Genomic DNA, 17,151 nt, shown 5'->3' with positions numbered 1-17,151 from the left:
CGTCCGGGAAGCCGATCAAGACACCGATTCCGGCCAGTCGATATGACAAGGTGGGTGCAGGCCCACGCGGTCGACGGGCCGGGACGTGAGGTGTGCGGGGCGTGCGCGGTGGGCGTTGGCGGCGGGTCGCCAGTCAGGTCGGGCGGAGCGTTGCGGTGTGGGCGGTCTCCACGGTCACCATGCTCGTGCTCGCCGGGATCCTGCCGGACTTCCAGCTGCAGTCCGCGGACGGCGACAGCGCCACCCGGATCGCCGTCACCGCCGCGTTCGGCGCCGGCGCCTTCGGTGTGCTGTCGGCCCTGGTCTGGCCGCTGCTCGTACGGCTGCTGCTGCTCGTGCCTGCGCTCGTCCTCGGCCTGCTGGTCTTCTTCCTGAACGGCGCCCTCCTGCTCGTCGCCCTCCGGCTGAACCCCGCCGAGCGCGGCGGGGCCGCCTGGGAGACCGCGGTGGTGGTCGCCGCCGTGATGTCGGCCGTGGCCTCCGCGACCGGCGCCGCCCTCGCCGTACGTGACGACGACGCCTACCGGCGCCGCCTGTACCGTCTCGCCGACCGCCGCCGCAGCAGCCGGCCGCCCTGCCCCACCAGCCCGGGAACCGTCTTCCTCCAGCTCGACGGCGTCGGCCACGACGTGCTGGTGGACGCCGTCGGCAAGGACCTCATGCCGACCGTGGCCCGCTGGCTGGAGGGCACCCACCGGCTGACCGACTGGCGCACCGACTGGTCCAGCCAGACCGGCGCCAGCCAGCTGGGCATCCTGCACGGCAGCAACCACGACATCCCGGCCTTCCGCTGGTACGAGAAGGAGAACCGGGAGGTGATGGTCTGCAACCGCCCCACCAGCGCGGCCGAACTCCAGCGGCGCGCCGTACGGCACACCGGCGACGGCGGACTGCTCACCGTCGACGGCGCCAGCCGCGGCAACCTGTTCAGCGGCGGCGCCGACGAACAGGCCCTCGTGCTGTCCATCGCGACCAAGCGCCGCCGCCGCGAGAACCGCTCCCGGGCGGGCTACTTCGCCTACTTCTCCGACCCGGCCAACGCGGTCCGCACCGCCCTTTCGTTCGTCGCCGAGGTCGGCCGCGAGATCGGCCAGTCCACCCGGGCCCGGCTGTGCAAGGTCCGCCCGCGGGTCTCCCGTGGCGGCCTCTACCCCTTCGTCCGCGCCTTTGCGACCGTCGTCGAACGGGACGTCGTCGTCGCCGCGGTGATGGGCGACATGCTCGCGGGCCGCACCGCCGTCTACGCCGACCTCGTCGCCTACGACGAGGTGGCGCACCACTCCGGGCCGGTCGGCCGTGACGCCGAGAAGGTCCTCGAACGCCTCGACCGGGCGCTCGAACTGATCGAGAAGGTCGCCGAGCACGCCCCGCGGCCGTACCGCATCGTCGTGCTCTCCGACCACGGCCAGAGCCCCGGCGAGACCTTCCGCGCCCGCTACGGCCTCTCCCTCGGCGACCTGGTGCGGGCCGGCTGCGGGCTGCCCGTGCCGCGCCGGGCGCGGCGCACCCACAGCGGTGCCGAGGCGCGGACGGCGGTGCGCGCCGCACTGCGCATCCCCGTCGAGGAACGCGGCGAGAAGCACCGTCCGACGCCCCGCCGTTCGGAGCCGATCGTGCTCGCCTCGGGCAACCTCGGCCTGGTCTCCTTCCCGGACGTCCCCCACCGGATGACCAAGGAGGAGATCGACGCCCGCCACCCCGCCCTGCTGACCACGCTCGCCAACCACCCCGGCATCGGCTTCCTGCTGGTCCGCAGCAAGGAGCACGGCGGTGTGGTGCTCGGCCCGTTCGGCGCCGAGATCCCGCTGGACGAACTCGACCGGGACCCCGGCCCGCTCGTCCCCTTCGGGCCCGGCGCGGCGGACGCCGTCCGGCGCACGCACTCCTTCCCGCACACCGCCGACATCATGGTCAACTCCATGTACGACCCGGCCGACGGCGAAGTCCTCGCCTTCGAGGAGCAGATCGGCTCGCACGGCGGGCTCGGCGGCGCGCAGGGCAAGCCGTTCCTGCTGTCGCCGGTCGCCCTGTCCGCGCCGGCCGAGGACGGCGAGGACCTGGCCGGGGCCGAGCACGTCCACCGGATCCTGCGCCGCTGGCTGGCTGAGTCCGGTGGGCCCGAGGTGCCGGTGGAGCGTGAGCCCGAGGAGCGGGCGGCCTGAAAACCGGGTGCGTCAAAACGGTCGTACGCACACACTGTTCGCAGTCGAAATCGCTCGAACACCCTTGAGGAGTACCTGCTTTGCAGGCTGCTGTCACCGTCACCCCCGCCCGTCTTCCCGACCTCCTGCTCGGCCTCGCCACCGTGCGGCCGGTCTTCGTCTGGGGCGCCCCCGGCATCGGAAAGTCCTCCCTGGTGCGGGAGTTCGCCGAGTCGCTGGGGCTGGAGTGCGTGAGCCTGCTCGGCACCCAGCTGGCGCCGGAGGACCTGATCGGCGTACCGCAGATCAGGGACGGCCGGTCGGTGTTCTGCCCGCCCGAGACGATCGCCCGTGACGAGCCGTACTGCCTGTTCCTGGACGAGCTGAACGCCTCCACGCCGGATGTGCAGAAGGCCTTCTACTCGCTGATCCTGGACCGCCGTATCGGCAACTACGAGCTGCCGAAGGGCTCGATCGTCATCGGCGCCGGCAACCGCGCCACCGACAACGCCCTCGCCCGCCCGATCGCCTCCGCCCTCGTCAACCGCCTCGCCCATGTGCACCTGGAGGCGTCCGCGAAGGACTGGCTGACCTGGGCCGCGAACCACGACGTCCACCCGTGGGTGCTGGACCATCTCACCGACCGGCCCGACCACCTGTGGTCCAAGCCGCCCAAGACCGAGGAGCCGTTCTCCACGCCCCGCTCCTGGCACATGCTCTCCGACGCGCTGCACTCCTTCGGCCGCGACCTGGACGAGCAGACCCTGAAGGTCCTCGCGCACGGCACGCTGACGCCCGCCCACGCCACCGCCTTCTGCGGCTACGTCAAGATCGTGCGCAGCCGCTTCGGCATCGAGGCGATCATCAAGGGCGACGCCCGCTGGCCCAACGGGATCGCGGACCGCGACCTGCTGTACTACCTCGCCGACTCGTTCCGCGGCCGTCTGATCAAGGAACTGCCCGCGAGCAAGGAGCACATGTCGGCGAACGGCCGGCAGACCGCGTACCGCGCCAAGTCGCTGCTCGTGCAGCTCGCCGAGATCTCCGTCGAGGTCGCCCAGACCGTCATCGCCTCCGACGCCGACGGCAACCCCGTCCTGCCCTCGTGGTTCCTCGTCGAGGCGGCGCGGGACATGCCGCGTCTGGTGGAGGCGCGCCGGTGAGCCGTACCCGGCCCAAGAAGCGGGACCTCGCGGCGGAGGCCTTCGCCGAGGGGATGCGGCTGGTGAAGGCCAACCCGGCGCTCGCGGCCGTGGAGTTCAGCGTCTGCCGCCAGGAGAACTGTGTGCTCGCCCCGCGCGAGGGGCTCGTGCGCGTCGACTCCGGCGCCACCCTGCACGTCCACCCGGACCGCATGGCCGATCCGGCCGTGTGGGCCTGGTCGCTCGCGCACGCCGTCCTCCATCTCGGCTTCGGCCATGTCCCCGCGGCCAAGGGCGAGCGCGAGCAGCCCGACCGCTGCGACCTCGCCGCCCGCTGCGTGGTCGTCAACCGCTTCCTGCTCGGCTTCAGCATCGGCAGGGCCCCGGACGGGCTGCCCGCCGCCTACCCCGACGGCGACGAGGAACGGCTCGCCGCCCGCTGGCGCCGGGACGGCATCCCGGCCGTGTACGAGCGCTGCGGCACCGCGGGCGACGAGCCGGACCTGCGGCTCGTCGAGTGGCACGGCTGGTACGGACAGCCGCCGGACCACCAGCTGGCGTTCGCCACCGCCCTGACCCGGACCGTGTCCGCGGCGATGGACATGGCGGGCGGCCGACGCGACTCCCTGGACGGCGAGGCGGCCGGGCTGCGCCCCTGGGAGCAGGCACTGAGCTGGTTCGTCTCCTCCTACCCGCTGCTCGGCGGCATCGCGGCCGGCATCAAGCTGGTCGCCGACCTCGAACTCGTCCACGCGCACGGCATCTCGGTGGCCGCCGTCGACACCGAGGCCGGCGAGATCTACATCAACCCGCTGCGCACCTTCGACGACGAGGAATGGCGGTTCGTCCTCGCCCACGAGATGCTGCACGCCGCCCTGCGCCACGGCGACCGCTGCGGCACCCGCGACCCCTACCTGTTCAACGTCGCCTGCGACTACGTCATCAACGGCTGGCTGTGCGAGATGCAGGTCGGCACCATGCCCGACGGGCTGCTGTACGACCGGGAGCTGTCCGGCCTGTCCGCCGAGGAGGTCTACGACCGTATCGCCGGCGACCTGCGGCGCATGCGGCGGCTGGCCACCCTGCGCGGCAAGGGCGTCGGTGACGTCCTCGGCGGCCCGCTCGGCCCGCCCGGCCCCCGCGTCGACCTCGACGAGTTCTACCGCCGCGGCCTGGCCAACGGACTCGACCTGCACCAGCGCCAGGAGCGTGGATTCCTGCCCGGCGGCCTGGTCGAGGAGATCCGCGCCCTCAGCCATCCGCCGCTCCCGTGGGACGCACAACTGGCCCGCTGGTTCGACGAGTTCGTGCCCCGTCCGGAGCCGGTACGGACGTACGCCCGCCCCGCGCGCCGCCAGGCCTCGACGCCCGATATCCCGCGCGCGGGCCGCTACTTCCCGCCGGAGGAGATCGCCCGGTGCACCTTCGGCGTGGTCCTGGACACCTCCGGCTCGATGGACCGGACCCTGCTCGGCAAGGCCCTCGGCGCCATCGCCTCCTACGCCGAGGCCCGTGACGTACCGGCCGCACGCGTGGTGTTCTGCGACGCGGCGCCGCACGACGCGGGCTATCTGCCGGTCACCGAGATCGCCGGACGGGTCCGGGTGCGAGGGCGGGGCGGCACGGAACTCCAGCCGGGGATCGATCTGCTGCACCGCGCCGACGACTTCCCGCCCGGCGCGCCGATGCTGGTCATCACCGACGGCTGGTGCGACGTCCTGCGGGTGCGGCGCGAGCACGCGTACCTGATTCCGCAGGGCGCGCGGCTGCCGTTCACCGCACGTGGGCCGGTCTTCCGGGTGAGCTGAGCCGGAATGTGATCGGATGGGGCACACGGACCCCGAACACGGGACCTCACCGAAGGGATTCATCGTGGCAACCACGCGCTCCGCACACACCGTGTGGGAAGGCAACCTGTTCCAGGGCAACGGCGTCGTCACCTTCGACTCCTCCGGCGCCATCGCAGCGCAGCCGGTGTCGTGGCCGTCGCGCGCCGAGGCGGCGAACGGCAAGACCAGCCCCGAGGAGCTGATCGCCGCCGCCCACTCCAGCTGCTACTGCATGGCCCTGTCCAACGGCCTGGACAAGGCGGGCACCCCGCCCACCAAGCTGGTCACCTCCGCTGACGTGACCTTCCAGCCGGGCGAGGGCATCACCGGCGTCCACCTCACCGTCGAGGGCACCGTGCCCGGCATCGACGACGAGGCGTTCGCTGCCGCGGCCGAGGACGCCAAGGCCAACTGCCCGGTCAGCCAGGCCCTGAAGGCCGTACCGATCACGCTGTCGGCGAAGCTCGCCTGAGCCGCCCGGCACACCGCCGCACCACACGTCGCGCAGGCCGCCCGCCCGGGGCGGCCTGCGCGACGTCGGTTCGCGGGGTCGGGCGAGGGTATGAAATGGACGCAGAAGTGTCGGAAGGACTGTGATGTTGCCGGGAACGTCCAGCAGTGCGGCGGTACTTGACTCCGCCCCTCGGGAACTCACCCGCATTCTGCTGTTGTTCAGCCTGGGCTGCCGGATCCGCCCCGAGGGCGCGGCCCTCGGCGGACTCGTCGACCGGTTCGAGTTCGGCCGCTTTAGGCCGCATCTGAAGTCCGGCGAGGCGGTGCTGCCCGTACCCGTGCTGGCCGAGCGCATAGCCCCGGACCGGCTGCGGCTGCCCCACGGCGACCACGGTCTGACCCTCGCCTCCTGCGAGCTGCTGGTCGTCGCCACCCCGCGCGGCGACGCGACGCTGCTGCTGGACTGCGGCTTCGCCGGCGCCACCGACGCCGCCTCGGTCGCCGCCTGGCTGGCCACCACCTGCTTCGAGCGTGATCAACTGCGGCTGGACGACCGGCCGTTACTGGAAGTGGTGGGCGGGCGGCTGGCCCTGTCCGAACCCCTCTCCTTCGGTCTGAACGTGCACCAACTCGTCTTCCCGGGCGGCAGCCTGCGCGAGGAGCTGCTCGACCACAGCGACGAGACCCGCCAGTCGGTCCTGCTGAACGGCATCATCTACCGCGGCAAGATGCCGAGCGAGGGCGCCGACCGGCTCACGGTCAGCGTGCCGCCCAACCTCAGGAACCACGGCGTCACCCTGTCCGCGCACGGCCGCGGGGTCTCCGTCCAGGCCGGCTGGGCACCGCACGTGGAGAACGGCCTGGTCGTCGTCGCCCTCGGCATGGTCTCCGCGCTGGCCGTCCTGCAGCGCACCCGGCTCGTGGCCTTCGCGATGATGAAGGAGAACGAGCAGGCACTGACCACCTCGCCCTCCGAGATCCGCACCCTCATCTCACGGCTGTCGGACGGTGTGAACGAGCTCCAGCTGGACCTGGCCTTCGGCGTCGAGGCCTACGTGGACAGCCTGCTGATCCCGGAGATGCTGATGGAGGGCTTCCAGTCCTCGCTGCGCGACTCCCTCGGCATCCGCGACAGCCTCGACAACTCCGCCCGCATGGTCGAGCGCCTCACCTCGGTGATCAACGCCCGATCGGCGGCTTTGGACGCCGCCCTCGCGGAGCGCGACGAACGGCAGAACCGCATCGTCTCGGCGCTCGTCGCCGCGGCCACCCTGATAGCGCTGCCGCCGACGCTGTTGCTGGCCTTCTTCGGTGTGAACGCCACCAACGTCGACGAGGGCCGCTCCATCCTCGACCTCGGGCGGTACGGGGCCGCGTACGCTCTGGCCTGGCTGCCCTTCGTCGTCCTGGTCGTGATCGGATACTTCCTGCTGAGGCGGGCCGGCAGGGGCTCCGGCTCGCTGCTGACCCCGTCCGACGGCGGACCCGCACCGGTGCCCGCACCTCGTACCCCCTCCGGGAGCTGACTGACCATGCCGCGACGACCCGCCGTCTCCGCCCACCGCGGAGGCTCCGAACGCGCCGGGGCCGCCACCTGGGAGGCGTACGAGGACGCGCTGCTGAGCGGCGCCGAGTACGTCGAGTTCGACATCCGGCGGACCGCCGACGACGTGCTGGTCGTCTACCACGACGCCCGCGTCGACCACACGGGACCGCTGCTGTCCGGGATCTCGCACACCGAGCTCAGCGAGCGGGCCGGATACGCGGTGCCGGTCGTCGACGAGGTCATGGAGCTGATCGCCGGGAAGCTGATCGGCCACCTGGACCTGAAGGAGATTGGCTACGAGCGCGAGGTGATCGACCGGGCCGTCGCCCTGCTCGGCGAGGACGGCTTCGTCGCCACCACCCTGGAGGACCGTTCCATCGCCGCGATCTCCTCCGCCTTCCCCGGGGTGCGCACCGCGCTGTCCCTGGGCCGCAACCGCACGGAGATCGGCTGGGCGCGGCTGCCCTGGACCCGGCTGAGCGAGCTGCTGCCCATGCGCCGGGTGCGCGCCTGCGGCGCCACCGGGGTCGCCGTGCACCAGCAGCTCGCGCGGGCGAGCGTGCTGCGCGAGGCCACCCGGCACGGCCTGTTCAGCATGGTGTGGACGGTCAACGACGACACACTGATGCAGACGTTCCTGAACCATCCCCGGGTGGACGTGCTGATCACCGACCGGCCTCGACGGGCGGTGGCCCTGCGCGGCGAGCCGAGGGAGCCCGAGCGCGCGCTTCGCTGAGCCTCCGCCGGGGTACCCCGCACCATTGACAAGAGCGCACTCAAGTTTTGTGCTGGAGTCCGGGAAGTGCCCTGGCGGAAGGGGACAGCGATGGGACGCGCGGTCGGTATCGATCTGGGGACCACTAACTCGGTGGTGGCCGTCCTGGAGGGCGGCGAACCCACCGTCGTCGCCAATGCGGAGGGGGCCAGGACCACCCCGTCGGTGGTGGCCTTCGCCAAGAACAGCGAGGTGCTCGTCGGCGAGGTGGCCAAGCGGCAGGCGGTGACGAACGTCGAGCGCACGGCCCGCTCGGTCAAGCGCCACATGGGGGACGGCGGCTGGCGCTTCCCGCAGGAGGGCTCCGTCGACGGCACCCGCTACCGCGCCCAGGAGCTGTCGGCGCGGGTGCTGCAGAAGCTGAAGCGGGACGCCGAGTCCTACCTCGGCGAGGACGTCACCGACGCCGTGATCACCGTCCCCGCGTACTTCGACGACGCCCAGCGGCAGGCGACCAAGGAGGCCGGCGAGATCGCCGGCCTGAAGGTGCTGCGGATCATCAACGAGCCGACGGCCGCCGCCCTCGCCTACGGCCTGGACCGGGGGGAGGAGCAGACCGTCCTCGTCTTCGACCTCGGCGGCGGCACCTTCGACGTCTCCCTGCTGGAGATCGGCGACGGCGTCATCGAGGTCAAGGCCACCAACGGCGACACGCACCTCGGCGGCGACGACTGGGACCAGCGGGTCGTCGAGTACCTGGTGAAGAAGTTCAAGGGCCAGTACGGCATCGACCTCGGCAACGACAAGATGGCGGTGCAGCGGCTGCGGGAGGGCGCCGAGAAGGCCAAGATCGAGCTGTCCTCGTCCTCGGAGACGACGATCAACCTCCCCTACATCACGGCCTCCGCCGAGGGCCCGCTGCACCTCGACGAGAAGATGACCCGCGCCCAGTTCCAGGAGCTCACCGCCGATCTCCTCGACCGCTGCAAGACCCCCTTCCACCAGGCGGTCAAGGACGCCGGTATCAAGCTCGCCGCCGTCGACCACGTGATCCTCGTCGGCGGCTCGACCCGGATGCCCGCCGTGACCGACCTGGTCAAGGAGCTCACCGGCAAGGACCCGCACAAGGGCGTCAACCCCGACGAGGTCGTGGCCGTCGGCGCGACCCTCCAGGCGGGCGTCATCCGCGGCGACGTCAAGGACGTACTGCTCCTGGACGTCACCCCGCTGTCCCTCGGCATCGAGACCAAGGGCGGCATCATGACGAAGCTCATCGAGCGCAACACGACCATTCCCACCCGGCGTTCGGAGATCTTCACCACCGCCACCGACAACCAGCCCTCGGTCGGCATCCAGGTCTACCAGGGCGAACGCGAGATCGCCGCCTACAACAAGAAGCTCGGCGTCTTCGACCTCACCGGCCTTCCGCCCGCCCCGCGCGGCATCCCGCAGATCGAGGTCGCCTTCGACATCGACGCCAACGGGATCATGCACGTCTCCGCGAAGGACCTGGCCACCGGCCGCGAGCAGAAGATGACCGTCACCGGCGGCTCGGCCCTCCCCAAGGACGACATCGACCGCATGATGCGGGAGGCGGAACAGTACGCGGAGGAGGACCGCAAACGCCGCGAGGCCGCGGAGACCCGCAACCAGGCCGAACAACTCGTCTACCAGACCGAGAAGTTCGTCCGCGACAACGAGGACAAGGTGCCCGCCGACACCAAGTCCGAGGTGGACGCGGCGATCTCGGACCTCAAGCAGCTCCTGGAACACAACGCCGAGACGGCCGAGTTGCGCGCGGGCGTCGAGAAACTCGCCACCGTCAGCCAGCGGATGGGCCAGGCGATGTACGCGCAGGCCCAGCAGCAGGCGCCGGCGCAGGAACACACGTCACCGCAGGACGACGAAGGCGTGGTGGACGCGGAGATCGTCGACGAGGACAAGGAGCAGAAGGGCGGCGCCGCCTAGGACCCGGCCCGCTCCCAGCCCCGCCGCTCCGGCCGCGGGCCCAGCTGCCTCGGGTCCCGGCTGCGGTAGACCACGTACGGCCGGAACAGGTACTGCACCGGCGCACTGAACATGTGCACCAGGCGGGTGTACGGCACCAGCGCGATCAACGCCATGCCGATCACCGCGTGGACCTGGTACAGCACCGGCACACCGGTCATCAGATCGGTGTCCGGGCTGAGCGTGAACAGGCTGCGGGACCAGGGGGCGATCGTGTGGCGGTAGTCGTAGCCGTCGCCGGAGGCATGGCTCAGCTTGGCCACCATGCCCATCACGATCGCCGCCAGCAGCACGAGGTACATCAGCTTGTCGTTGGCCGTCGTCGCCCGGAACACGGGGGCCCGGGTGCGGCGGCGGTAGATCAGCAGCAGGATCCCGGCGACCGTGAGGAGGCCGGCCGCCGTGCCGCCGTACAGGGAGAACAGATGGTAGGTGTGCTCGCTCACGCCGACCGCGTCCGTCCAGGACTCGGGGATGAACAGGCCCACGATGTGGCCGACCAGCACGAACAGGATGCCGTAGTGGAAGGCGGGCGAGGCGATGTTCAGCAGCTTCGACTCGTACACCTGGGAGGAGCGGGTCGTCCAGCCGAACTTGTCGTAGCGGTAGCGCCAGACGACGCCGGCGACGAGCAGGGCGAAGGTGACGTACGGCAGGATGCCCCAGAGGAGGGTGGTCATCGGTGCACCCCTGTGCGTGCGGTCGGCAGGGTGGCGCACACGGCGTCGAGTACGGACGCGTACGGCGTGCCGAAGTCGGTGAGCCGGGAGCGGAGTTGCTCCAGGCCGTCGCGGTGCTCGGTGAGCAGGTCCGTGTTTCCGGTGCGGGCCGCGAACTCCAGCACCGCCGGCAGGAAGTCGGGCAGCTCCTCGCCGCTGAACTCCAGGCCGTGCGCCCGGTAGACGTCCTTGAAGCGGACCAGTGACATCCCGCGCCGCCGGGTGTCGCCGTCGTGCCACCAGCTCAGGTACAGGCTGTGCCGGTTCTTGAAGTCGAAGACCTGCACATAGTGCGCGGCCAGCTCCCGGGCGTCGGTCACCGCCGCATGGTCGGTGAACTCCCGTAGCTGCGGGGCCGCTTCGCGCAGCAGCGGCAGCCGGGCCCGGAAGTCGTCGTCGGGGTAGGTCAGGCAGAGCGCCGCCGCCTGGTACAGCACCGCGTCCGAGGGCATCAGGTCTCCTCCGCGTCGTCCGAGGTCTGCCGCCTGCGCAGCACATGGAAGTTCTCCACCGACACCACCGGCAGCAGCTTGCGGCCCGAGTCCTGGCCGAACGGCCCGTCGCCGCCCGCGCCCGGCCCGCCTTCGTAGTCGAGGCTGCACTCCTGCGGCAGCGCGGACTCCTCCAGCCGTCGCGCGTCGCCCACGGCGGCCGTCGGGATCACATACCGGTCCTCGTACTTGGCGATGGCGAGCAGCCGGTACATCTGCTCGATCTCGTCGGGCTTCATGCCCACGGCGGCCGGGACCGAGGGATCCGGCTCCTCGCCGAGGTTCAGCGCCCGCATGTGGGAGCGCATCGCGGCGAGCTTCTCCAGCGAGGCCCGCACCGGGCCGGTGTCACCGGCGGTGAACACCTCCGCCAGGTACTCCAGCGGGATGCGCAGCGTGTCGATCGCGCCGAACAGGTTCCCCGCGTCCTCGCCGTCGTGCCCGGTCTCCGACAGCGCGTCCACCACCGGCGACAGCGGCGGGATGTACCAGACCATCGGCATGGTGCGGTACTCCGGGTGCAGCGGGAGTGCCACCCGGTACTTGCTGATCAGCGTGTGAACGGGGGAGCGGCGGGCCGCCTCCAGCCAGTCGTGCGGGATTCCCGCCGCCTCGGCCGCCCTGCGCACCTCCACGTCCTCGGGGTCGAGAAAGACACCCAACTGCGCCTCGTACAGGGCCTTGTCGTCCTTCACGGACGCGGCGGCCGTCACCTTGTCGGCGTCGTACAGCACCACCCCGAGATACCGCAGCCGCCCGACACAGGTCTCCGAGCAGACCGTCGGCAGGCCGACCTCGATGCGCGGATAGCACAGCGTGCACTTCTCCGCCTTGCCGGTGCGATGGTTGAAGTACACCTTCTTGTACGGGCATCCCGTCACGCACATCCGCCAGCCCCGGCAGTGGTCCTGGTCGACCAGCACGATCCCGTCCTCGGCCCGCTTGTACATTGCGCCCGACGGACAGGACGCCACACAGCTCGGGTTGAGGCAGTGCTCGCAGATGCGCGGCAGATAGAACATGAAGGTCTGCTCGAACTCGAACCTCACCTTGTCCGAGGTTTGTTGGCGGGTGCGCTCCACCATCGGGTCGAGGTCGCCGTAGGCCGGGGCGCCCGCGAGGTTGTCGTCCCAGTTCGACGACCACTCGATCTTCATCGGCTTGCCGTCGAGCTGCGAGACGGGCCGGGCGACGGGGTAGTCGTCGCCGAGCGGGGCGTCGGTGAGGTTCTTGTAGTCGTACGTCCAGGGCTCGTAGTAGTCCTTGATCTCGGGGAGTTGGGGGTTGGAGAAGATCCCGACGAGCTTGCGCAGCCGGCCGCCCGCCTTCAGCTTCAGCGCGCCCCGCTTGTTCAGCTCCCAGCCGCCGCGCCAGCGCTCCTGGTCCTCGTAGCGGCGCGGGTAGCCCTGGCCGGGCCGGGTCTCGACGTTGTTGAACCAGACGTACTCCGTGCCCTGCCGGTTGGTCCACGCCTGCTTGCAGGTGACCGAACAGGTGTGGCAGCCGATGCACTTGTCGAGGTTCATGACCATCGCGATCTGGGCCATCGGACGCATCAGTACTGGACCTCCTGGCTGCGGCGGCGGATCACCGTCACCTCGTCGCGCTGGTTGCCCGTCGGGCCCAGGTAGTTGAACGCCCAGGACAACTGGGCGTAGCCGCCGATGAGATGGGACGGCTTGAGGATCAGACGGGTGAGCGAGTTGTGGATGCCGCCGCGCAGGCCGGTGGTCTCCGTCTTCGGGACGGCGACCGTGCGCTCCTGCGCGTGGTGCATGTAGACCGTGCCGGCCGGCATCCGGTGCGAGACGACCGCGCGGGCGACGACGACGCCGTTGCGGTTGACCGCCTCGATCCAGTCGTTGTCGACGACGCCGATCGCCTCCGCGTCCTGCGGGGACATCCAGATGTTCTGGCCGCCGCGGGACAGGGCCAGCATGAACAGGTTGTCCTGGTACTCGGAGTGGATGGACCACTTGTTGTGCGGGGTGAGGTAACGGACCGTCACTTCCCGGGAGCCGTCCGGGCCGAGGCGAGGCTCGCCGAACAGCCGGTTCATGTCCAGGGGCGGCCGGTACACCGGGAGCGCCTCGCCCAGCTCGTGGATCCAGTCGTGGTCCAGGAAGAAGTGCTGGCGTCCGGTGAGCGTGTGCCAGGGCTTGAGGTGCTCGGTGTTGAGCGTGAACGCCGTGTAGCGGCGCCCGCCCGACTCGCTGCCCGACCACTCCGGCGAGGTGATCACCGGCACCGGCGCGGCCTGCGTGTCCGCGTACGTGATGCGCTTGCCCTCGTGCTCGGCGGCGAGGTGGGCCATCTCCTGCCCGGTGCGGGCCTCCAGCGCGTGGAAACCCTGGGTCGCCAGCCGGCCGTTGGTGGTGCCGGACAGGGCGAGGATCGTGTTCGCGGCCTTCACCGCCGTGTCCAGGGCGGGCCGGCCGTCGAACGCGACGCCATTGAGCTGCCGCAGGTGCTCGACCTCCTCGTCGGGCCTGAGTGCGATCCCCTTGGCGGGCAGGCCGAGTTGCTCGACCAGCGGGCCGAGCGCGCTGAACTTGGCGCCGATCTTCGTGTAGTCCCGCTCCACGACGGTCAGGTTCGGCATGGTCTTCCCGGGCACCGGATCGCACTCCCCGCGCTTCCAGTCCCGCACCACACCGCCCGGCTGGGCGGTCTCGCCCGGGGTGTCGTGCTGGAGCGGCGAGGCCACCAGGTCCTTGCGCACCCCGAGGTGGCCGACGGCCAGCTCGCTCAGCTTCTCGGCGAGCGCCTTGAAGGTGTCGAAGTCGGTGCGCGCCTGCCACGGCGGGTCGACGGCCGGGGTGAAGGAGTGCACGTAGGGGTGCATGTCCGTGCTGGACAGATCGTGCTTCTCGTACCAGGTCGCGGCCGGCAGGACGACGTCGGAGAGCAGCGTGGAGGACGTCTGCCGGAAGTCCAGCGACAGCAGCAGGTCGAGCTTGCCCTCGGGCGCCTCCGCCCGCCAGGTCACATCGCGCGGCCGTTCCCCGGGCGAGGCCTCCTCGGCGCTCAGCGAGGACTGCGTGCCCAGCAGATGCCGGGTGAAGTACTCGGCGCCCTTCGCCGACGAGCCCAGCAGATTGGCCCGCCACAGGGTCAGCACCCGCGGCCAGTTCTCCGGCGCGTCCGGGTCCTCGCAGGCGAACTTCAGCGTGCCCGCCCGCAGTTCGGCCACCGTCTTCGCCACCGGATCGCCGAAGACCTCGCCCAGCTCCAGCGGATTGCGGTCGAAGGTCGGATACGACGGCATCCAGCCCGACCGCGCCGACAGCGCGAGACAGTCCGCGCCCGTCATGCCCTCGAACCGGCCCTCGCCCAGTGGCGAGGCCAGCACATCGGCGGTGAACCGGTCGTAGCGCCACTGATCGGTGTTGAGGAACCAGTACGCGGTGCCGATCATCTGGCGCGGCGGGCGCGACCAGTCGGATCCGGCCGCGAGGGTGGCCCAGCCGGTCACCGGACGGCACTTCTCCTGGCCGACGTAGTGCGCCCAGCCGCCGCCGTTGCGGCCCTGGCAGCCGGTGAGCTGGAGCAGGGCGAGGAAGGCGCGGTAGATCGTCTCGGAGTGGAACCAGTGGTTGGTGCCGGCGCCCATCAGGATCATGCAGCGGCCCTTGGAGCGCTCGGCGGTCCGCGCGAACTCCCGGGCGATCTTCACGCACTTGGCCGCCGGGACGGAGGTGTGCACCTCCTGCCAGGCGGGTGTGCCGGGCGCGTCCGCGTCCTCGTAGGAGGTGGGCCAGGCGCCCGGGAGACCTTGCCGGGACACTCCGTACTGGGCGAGCAGGAGGTCGTGGACCGTCGTCACCAGCGGCCCGTCCGCACCGCCCATCCGGGTCGCGGGGACACCCCGGCGCAGGACGTCTCCGTGGCCGTCCGTGTGGTCGAAGCGGGGGAGCAGGACCTCCACACCGGCCGCGACCGGGCTGCCGTGCAGGCTCAACTGCGGTTTCACATTGCCGAGTTCCAGGTTCCAGTTGCCCTTGCCGGACTCGGTCCAGCGGAAGCCGAGGGAGCCGTTCGGGACGACCGCGCGGCCGGTCACCTCGTCCAGGACGACCGTCTTCCACTCCGCTCCCTCGCCGTCCTGTCCCAGGTCGGCGGCGCGCAGGAACTTGCCGGGCACGTACCCGCCGTCCCGCTCGGTGAGCGTCACCAGGAACGGCAGATCGGTGAACTTCCGTACGTAGTCCGCGAAGAACGGAGTCTCACGGTCGACGAAGAACTCCTTCAGCACGACGTGCCCCATCGCCAGCGCGAGGGCGCCGTCGGTGCCGGGGTGCGGATGCAGCCACTCGTCGGCGAACTTGGCGTTGTCCGCGTAGTCCGGCGCGACCACGACCACCTTCTGGCCGCGGTAGCGGGCCTCCGCCATCCAGTGCGCGTCCGGGGTGCGGGTGACGGGGACGTTCGAGCCCCACATCATCAGATACGCCGCGTCCCACCAGTCGCCCGACTCCGGTACGTCCGTCTGGTCGCCGAACACCTGTGGGGACGCCACGGGCAGGTCGGCGTACCAGTCGTAGAACGACAGCATCGGGGCGCCGATCAGGGAGTGGAAGCGGGCGCCCGCCGCGTGCGACACCATCGACATCGCGGGGATGGGGGAGAACCCGGCGATGCGGTCGGGGCCGTACGCCCTGATCGTGTGGACGTGGGCGGCGGCGACGAGCTCCACCGCCTCGTCCCAAGTCGCCCGCACCAGGCCGCCCTTGCCGCGCGCCCGCTGGTAACGGCGGCGCCGCTCCGGGTCGTTCTGGATGTCGGCCCAGGCCAGCACCGGGTCCTTCAGCCGGCCCTTCGCCTCCCGGTACAGGTCCAGCAGCACCCCGCGCACATACGGGTAGCGCACCCGGGTCGGCGAGTACGTGTACCAGGAGAAGGCGGCGCCGCGCGGGCAGCCGCGCGGCTCGTACTCCGGGCGGTCGGGGCCCACACTCGGATAGTCCGTCTGCTGGGTCTCCCAGGTGATGATGCCGTCCTTGACATACACCTTCCAGCGGCACGATCCCGTGCAGTTCACGCCGTGCGTGGAGTTCACGACCTTGTCGTGGCTCCAGCGGTCCCGGTAGAAGGCGTCCGCCTCCCGGCCGCCCACCAGCCCGATGCTGTGCAGGTCCGGCGCGGGCGTGCCGGGCCGGAAGAACCGGCCGACCCGCAGCAGCGCGGCGCCCGGCTCGGTGGGCGGTGTCTGCGTGTCGGTCACGTGCGCTCCCTTGCTTGCCCGTGCCTTCGAAGCTAGGGCTGAGCAAGGGAACACACCTGTTCAGGGCACCCGTACGGGTCAGGGCTTGCGGGCGACCCCCGCGTACACCGGGACGATGCCCTCCGCCTGGGCCGCCACGTCCTCGGGCTCCGGCCGCCACCCCGAGACCGGGATCACGCCCGGGCCCAGGAGCTCCAGCCCCTCGAAGAAGCTTGAGAACTCGGCGAGGGAGCGCGGGTGGAAGGGGGTGCCGCTGCGCCGGAAGTTCTCGGCGGCCTTCTCGATGGCCTCGGGGTTGAGATCCGGGGTGACCTGGGAGAGCACCAGGAAGCTGCCGGGGGCGAGGGCCTCGACGTACCGCTTCAGCAGGCCGTGGACCTCGTCGCCCAGGTAGTGGGTGAGCGCCACCAGCGACAGGGCGACCGGCCGTGCGAAGTCCAGGGACCCGGCCGCCTGCGCCAGGATCGCCTCCGGGTCGCGGACGTCCGCGTGCAGATACCGCGTGCTGCCCTCGGCGGAGCTGTGCAGCAGCGCCTCGGCGTGCCGCAGCACGATGGGGTCGTTGTCGGCGTACACCACCTTCGCCTCGGGGGCGACCTGCTGCGCGACCTGGTGCAGGTTGGGCTCGGTCGGGATGCCCGTGCCGATGTCCAGGAACTGGCGTATCCCCGCCTCGGCGGCGGCCCGGGTCGCCCGGTGCATGAACCGGCGGTTTGCCCGCGCCCCACGCAGGACGGTGCCGTCCACGGCCAGGATCCTGCGGGCCAGCTCCTCGTCCACCGGGTAGTTGTCCTTGCCGCCCAGCCACCAGTCGTAGACCCGGGCCGGATGCGGCCTGCTCGTGTCGATACGGAGGGGCGCGGCGTCGGATCCGGTCATACGGT

General features: G+C 71.1%; 12 protein-coding genes. 7 read left to right on the top strand and 5 right to left on the bottom strand.

Going from position 1 to position 17,151, the window contains the following annotated elements; genetic code table 11:
• Positions 1-92: 92 nt before the first annotated feature.
• From AB0Q90_RS21960 to dnaK, 7 genes are all read left to right on the top strand, one after another.
• Positions 93-2,162: an alkaline phosphatase family protein gene (locus AB0Q90_RS21960; protein WP_363158328.1), complete on the top strand. Its 2,070-nt coding sequence runs from the start codon at positions 93-95 to the stop codon at positions 2,160-2,162.
• Between the two features lie 80 nt (positions 2,163-2,242).
• Positions 2,243-3,304, top strand: coding sequence for a MoxR family ATPase (locus AB0Q90_RS21955; RefSeq protein WP_363158327.1), 1,062 nt, complete (start codon positions 2,243-2,245; stop codon positions 3,302-3,304).
• Between the two features lie 53 nt (positions 3,305-3,357).
• A complete protein-coding gene (locus AB0Q90_RS21950) occupies positions 3,358-5,091 on the top strand; it encodes a hypothetical protein (RefSeq protein WP_363158683.1) in 1,734 nt (577 codons plus the stop codon).
• Between the two features lie 64 nt (positions 5,092-5,155).
• A complete protein-coding gene (locus AB0Q90_RS21945; protein WP_363158326.1) occupies positions 5,156-5,584 on the top strand; it encodes an OsmC family peroxiredoxin in 429 nt (142 codons plus the stop codon).
• Between the two features lie 124 nt (positions 5,585-5,708).
• Positions 5,709-7,091, top strand: a complete 1,383-nt coding sequence (locus AB0Q90_RS21940) for a CorA family divalent cation transporter (protein WP_365733489.1) — start codon at positions 5,709-5,711, stop codon at positions 7,089-7,091.
• A gap of 6 nt (positions 7,092-7,097) precedes the next feature.
• Positions 7,098-7,847 (top strand): glycerophosphodiester phosphodiesterase family protein, encoded by a 750-nt coding sequence (locus AB0Q90_RS21935; RefSeq protein ID WP_363159787.1) that lies wholly within the window; start codon positions 7,098-7,100, stop codon positions 7,845-7,847.
• Positions 7,848-7,937: 90 nt separating this feature from the next.
• A complete protein-coding gene (gene dnaK, locus AB0Q90_RS21930) occupies positions 7,938-9,794 on the top strand; it encodes a molecular chaperone DnaK (protein ID WP_363159788.1) in 1,857 nt (618 codons plus the stop codon).
• Here the strand turns inward: dnaK and narI are convergent.
• The 5 genes from narI to AB0Q90_RS21905 all read right to left on the bottom strand — a co-directional run bounded on the left by narI (position 9,791) and on the right by AB0Q90_RS21905 (position 17,146).
• Entirely contained in the window at positions 9,791-10,513 is a 723-nt protein-coding gene (gene narI / locus AB0Q90_RS21925; RefSeq protein WP_363159789.1) for a respiratory nitrate reductase subunit gamma, read from the bottom strand. The two genes, dnaK and narI, sit on opposite strands and share 4 nt — an antisense overlap.
• Positions 10,510-11,004 (bottom strand): nitrate reductase molybdenum cofactor assembly chaperone, encoded by a 495-nt coding sequence (narJ, locus tag AB0Q90_RS21920; RefSeq protein ID WP_363159790.1) that lies wholly within the window; start codon positions 11,002-11,004, stop codon positions 10,510-10,512. The genes narI and narJ overlap by 4 nt, the downstream gene beginning before the upstream one ends.
• Positions 11,004-12,599 (bottom strand): nitrate reductase subunit beta, encoded by a 1,596-nt coding sequence (gene narH / locus AB0Q90_RS21915; protein WP_363159791.1) that lies wholly within the window; start codon positions 12,597-12,599, stop codon positions 11,004-11,006. The genes narJ and narH overlap by 1 nt, the downstream gene beginning before the upstream one ends.
• Entirely contained in the window at positions 12,599-16,267 is a 3,669-nt protein-coding gene (locus tag AB0Q90_RS21910; protein WP_363159792.1) for a nitrate reductase subunit alpha, read from the bottom strand. Before AB0Q90_RS21910 ends, narH begins: the two co-directional genes overlap by 1 nt.
• Before the next feature lie 78 nt (positions 16,268-16,345).
• Entirely contained in the window at positions 16,346-17,146 is an 801-nt protein-coding gene (locus AB0Q90_RS21905; RefSeq protein WP_363159793.1) for an SAM-dependent methyltransferase, read from the bottom strand.
• Positions 17,147-17,151: the final 5 nt, after the last annotated feature.

It is taken from the genome of Streptomyces sp. NPDC079141 (assembly GCF_040686775.1).
Taxonomy (GTDB): domain Bacteria; phylum Actinomycetota; class Actinomycetes; order Streptomycetales; family Streptomycetaceae; genus Streptomyces.
Note: the sequence above shows the minus strand (reverse complement) of the source record. Positions and strands in the feature narration are given on the sequence as shown.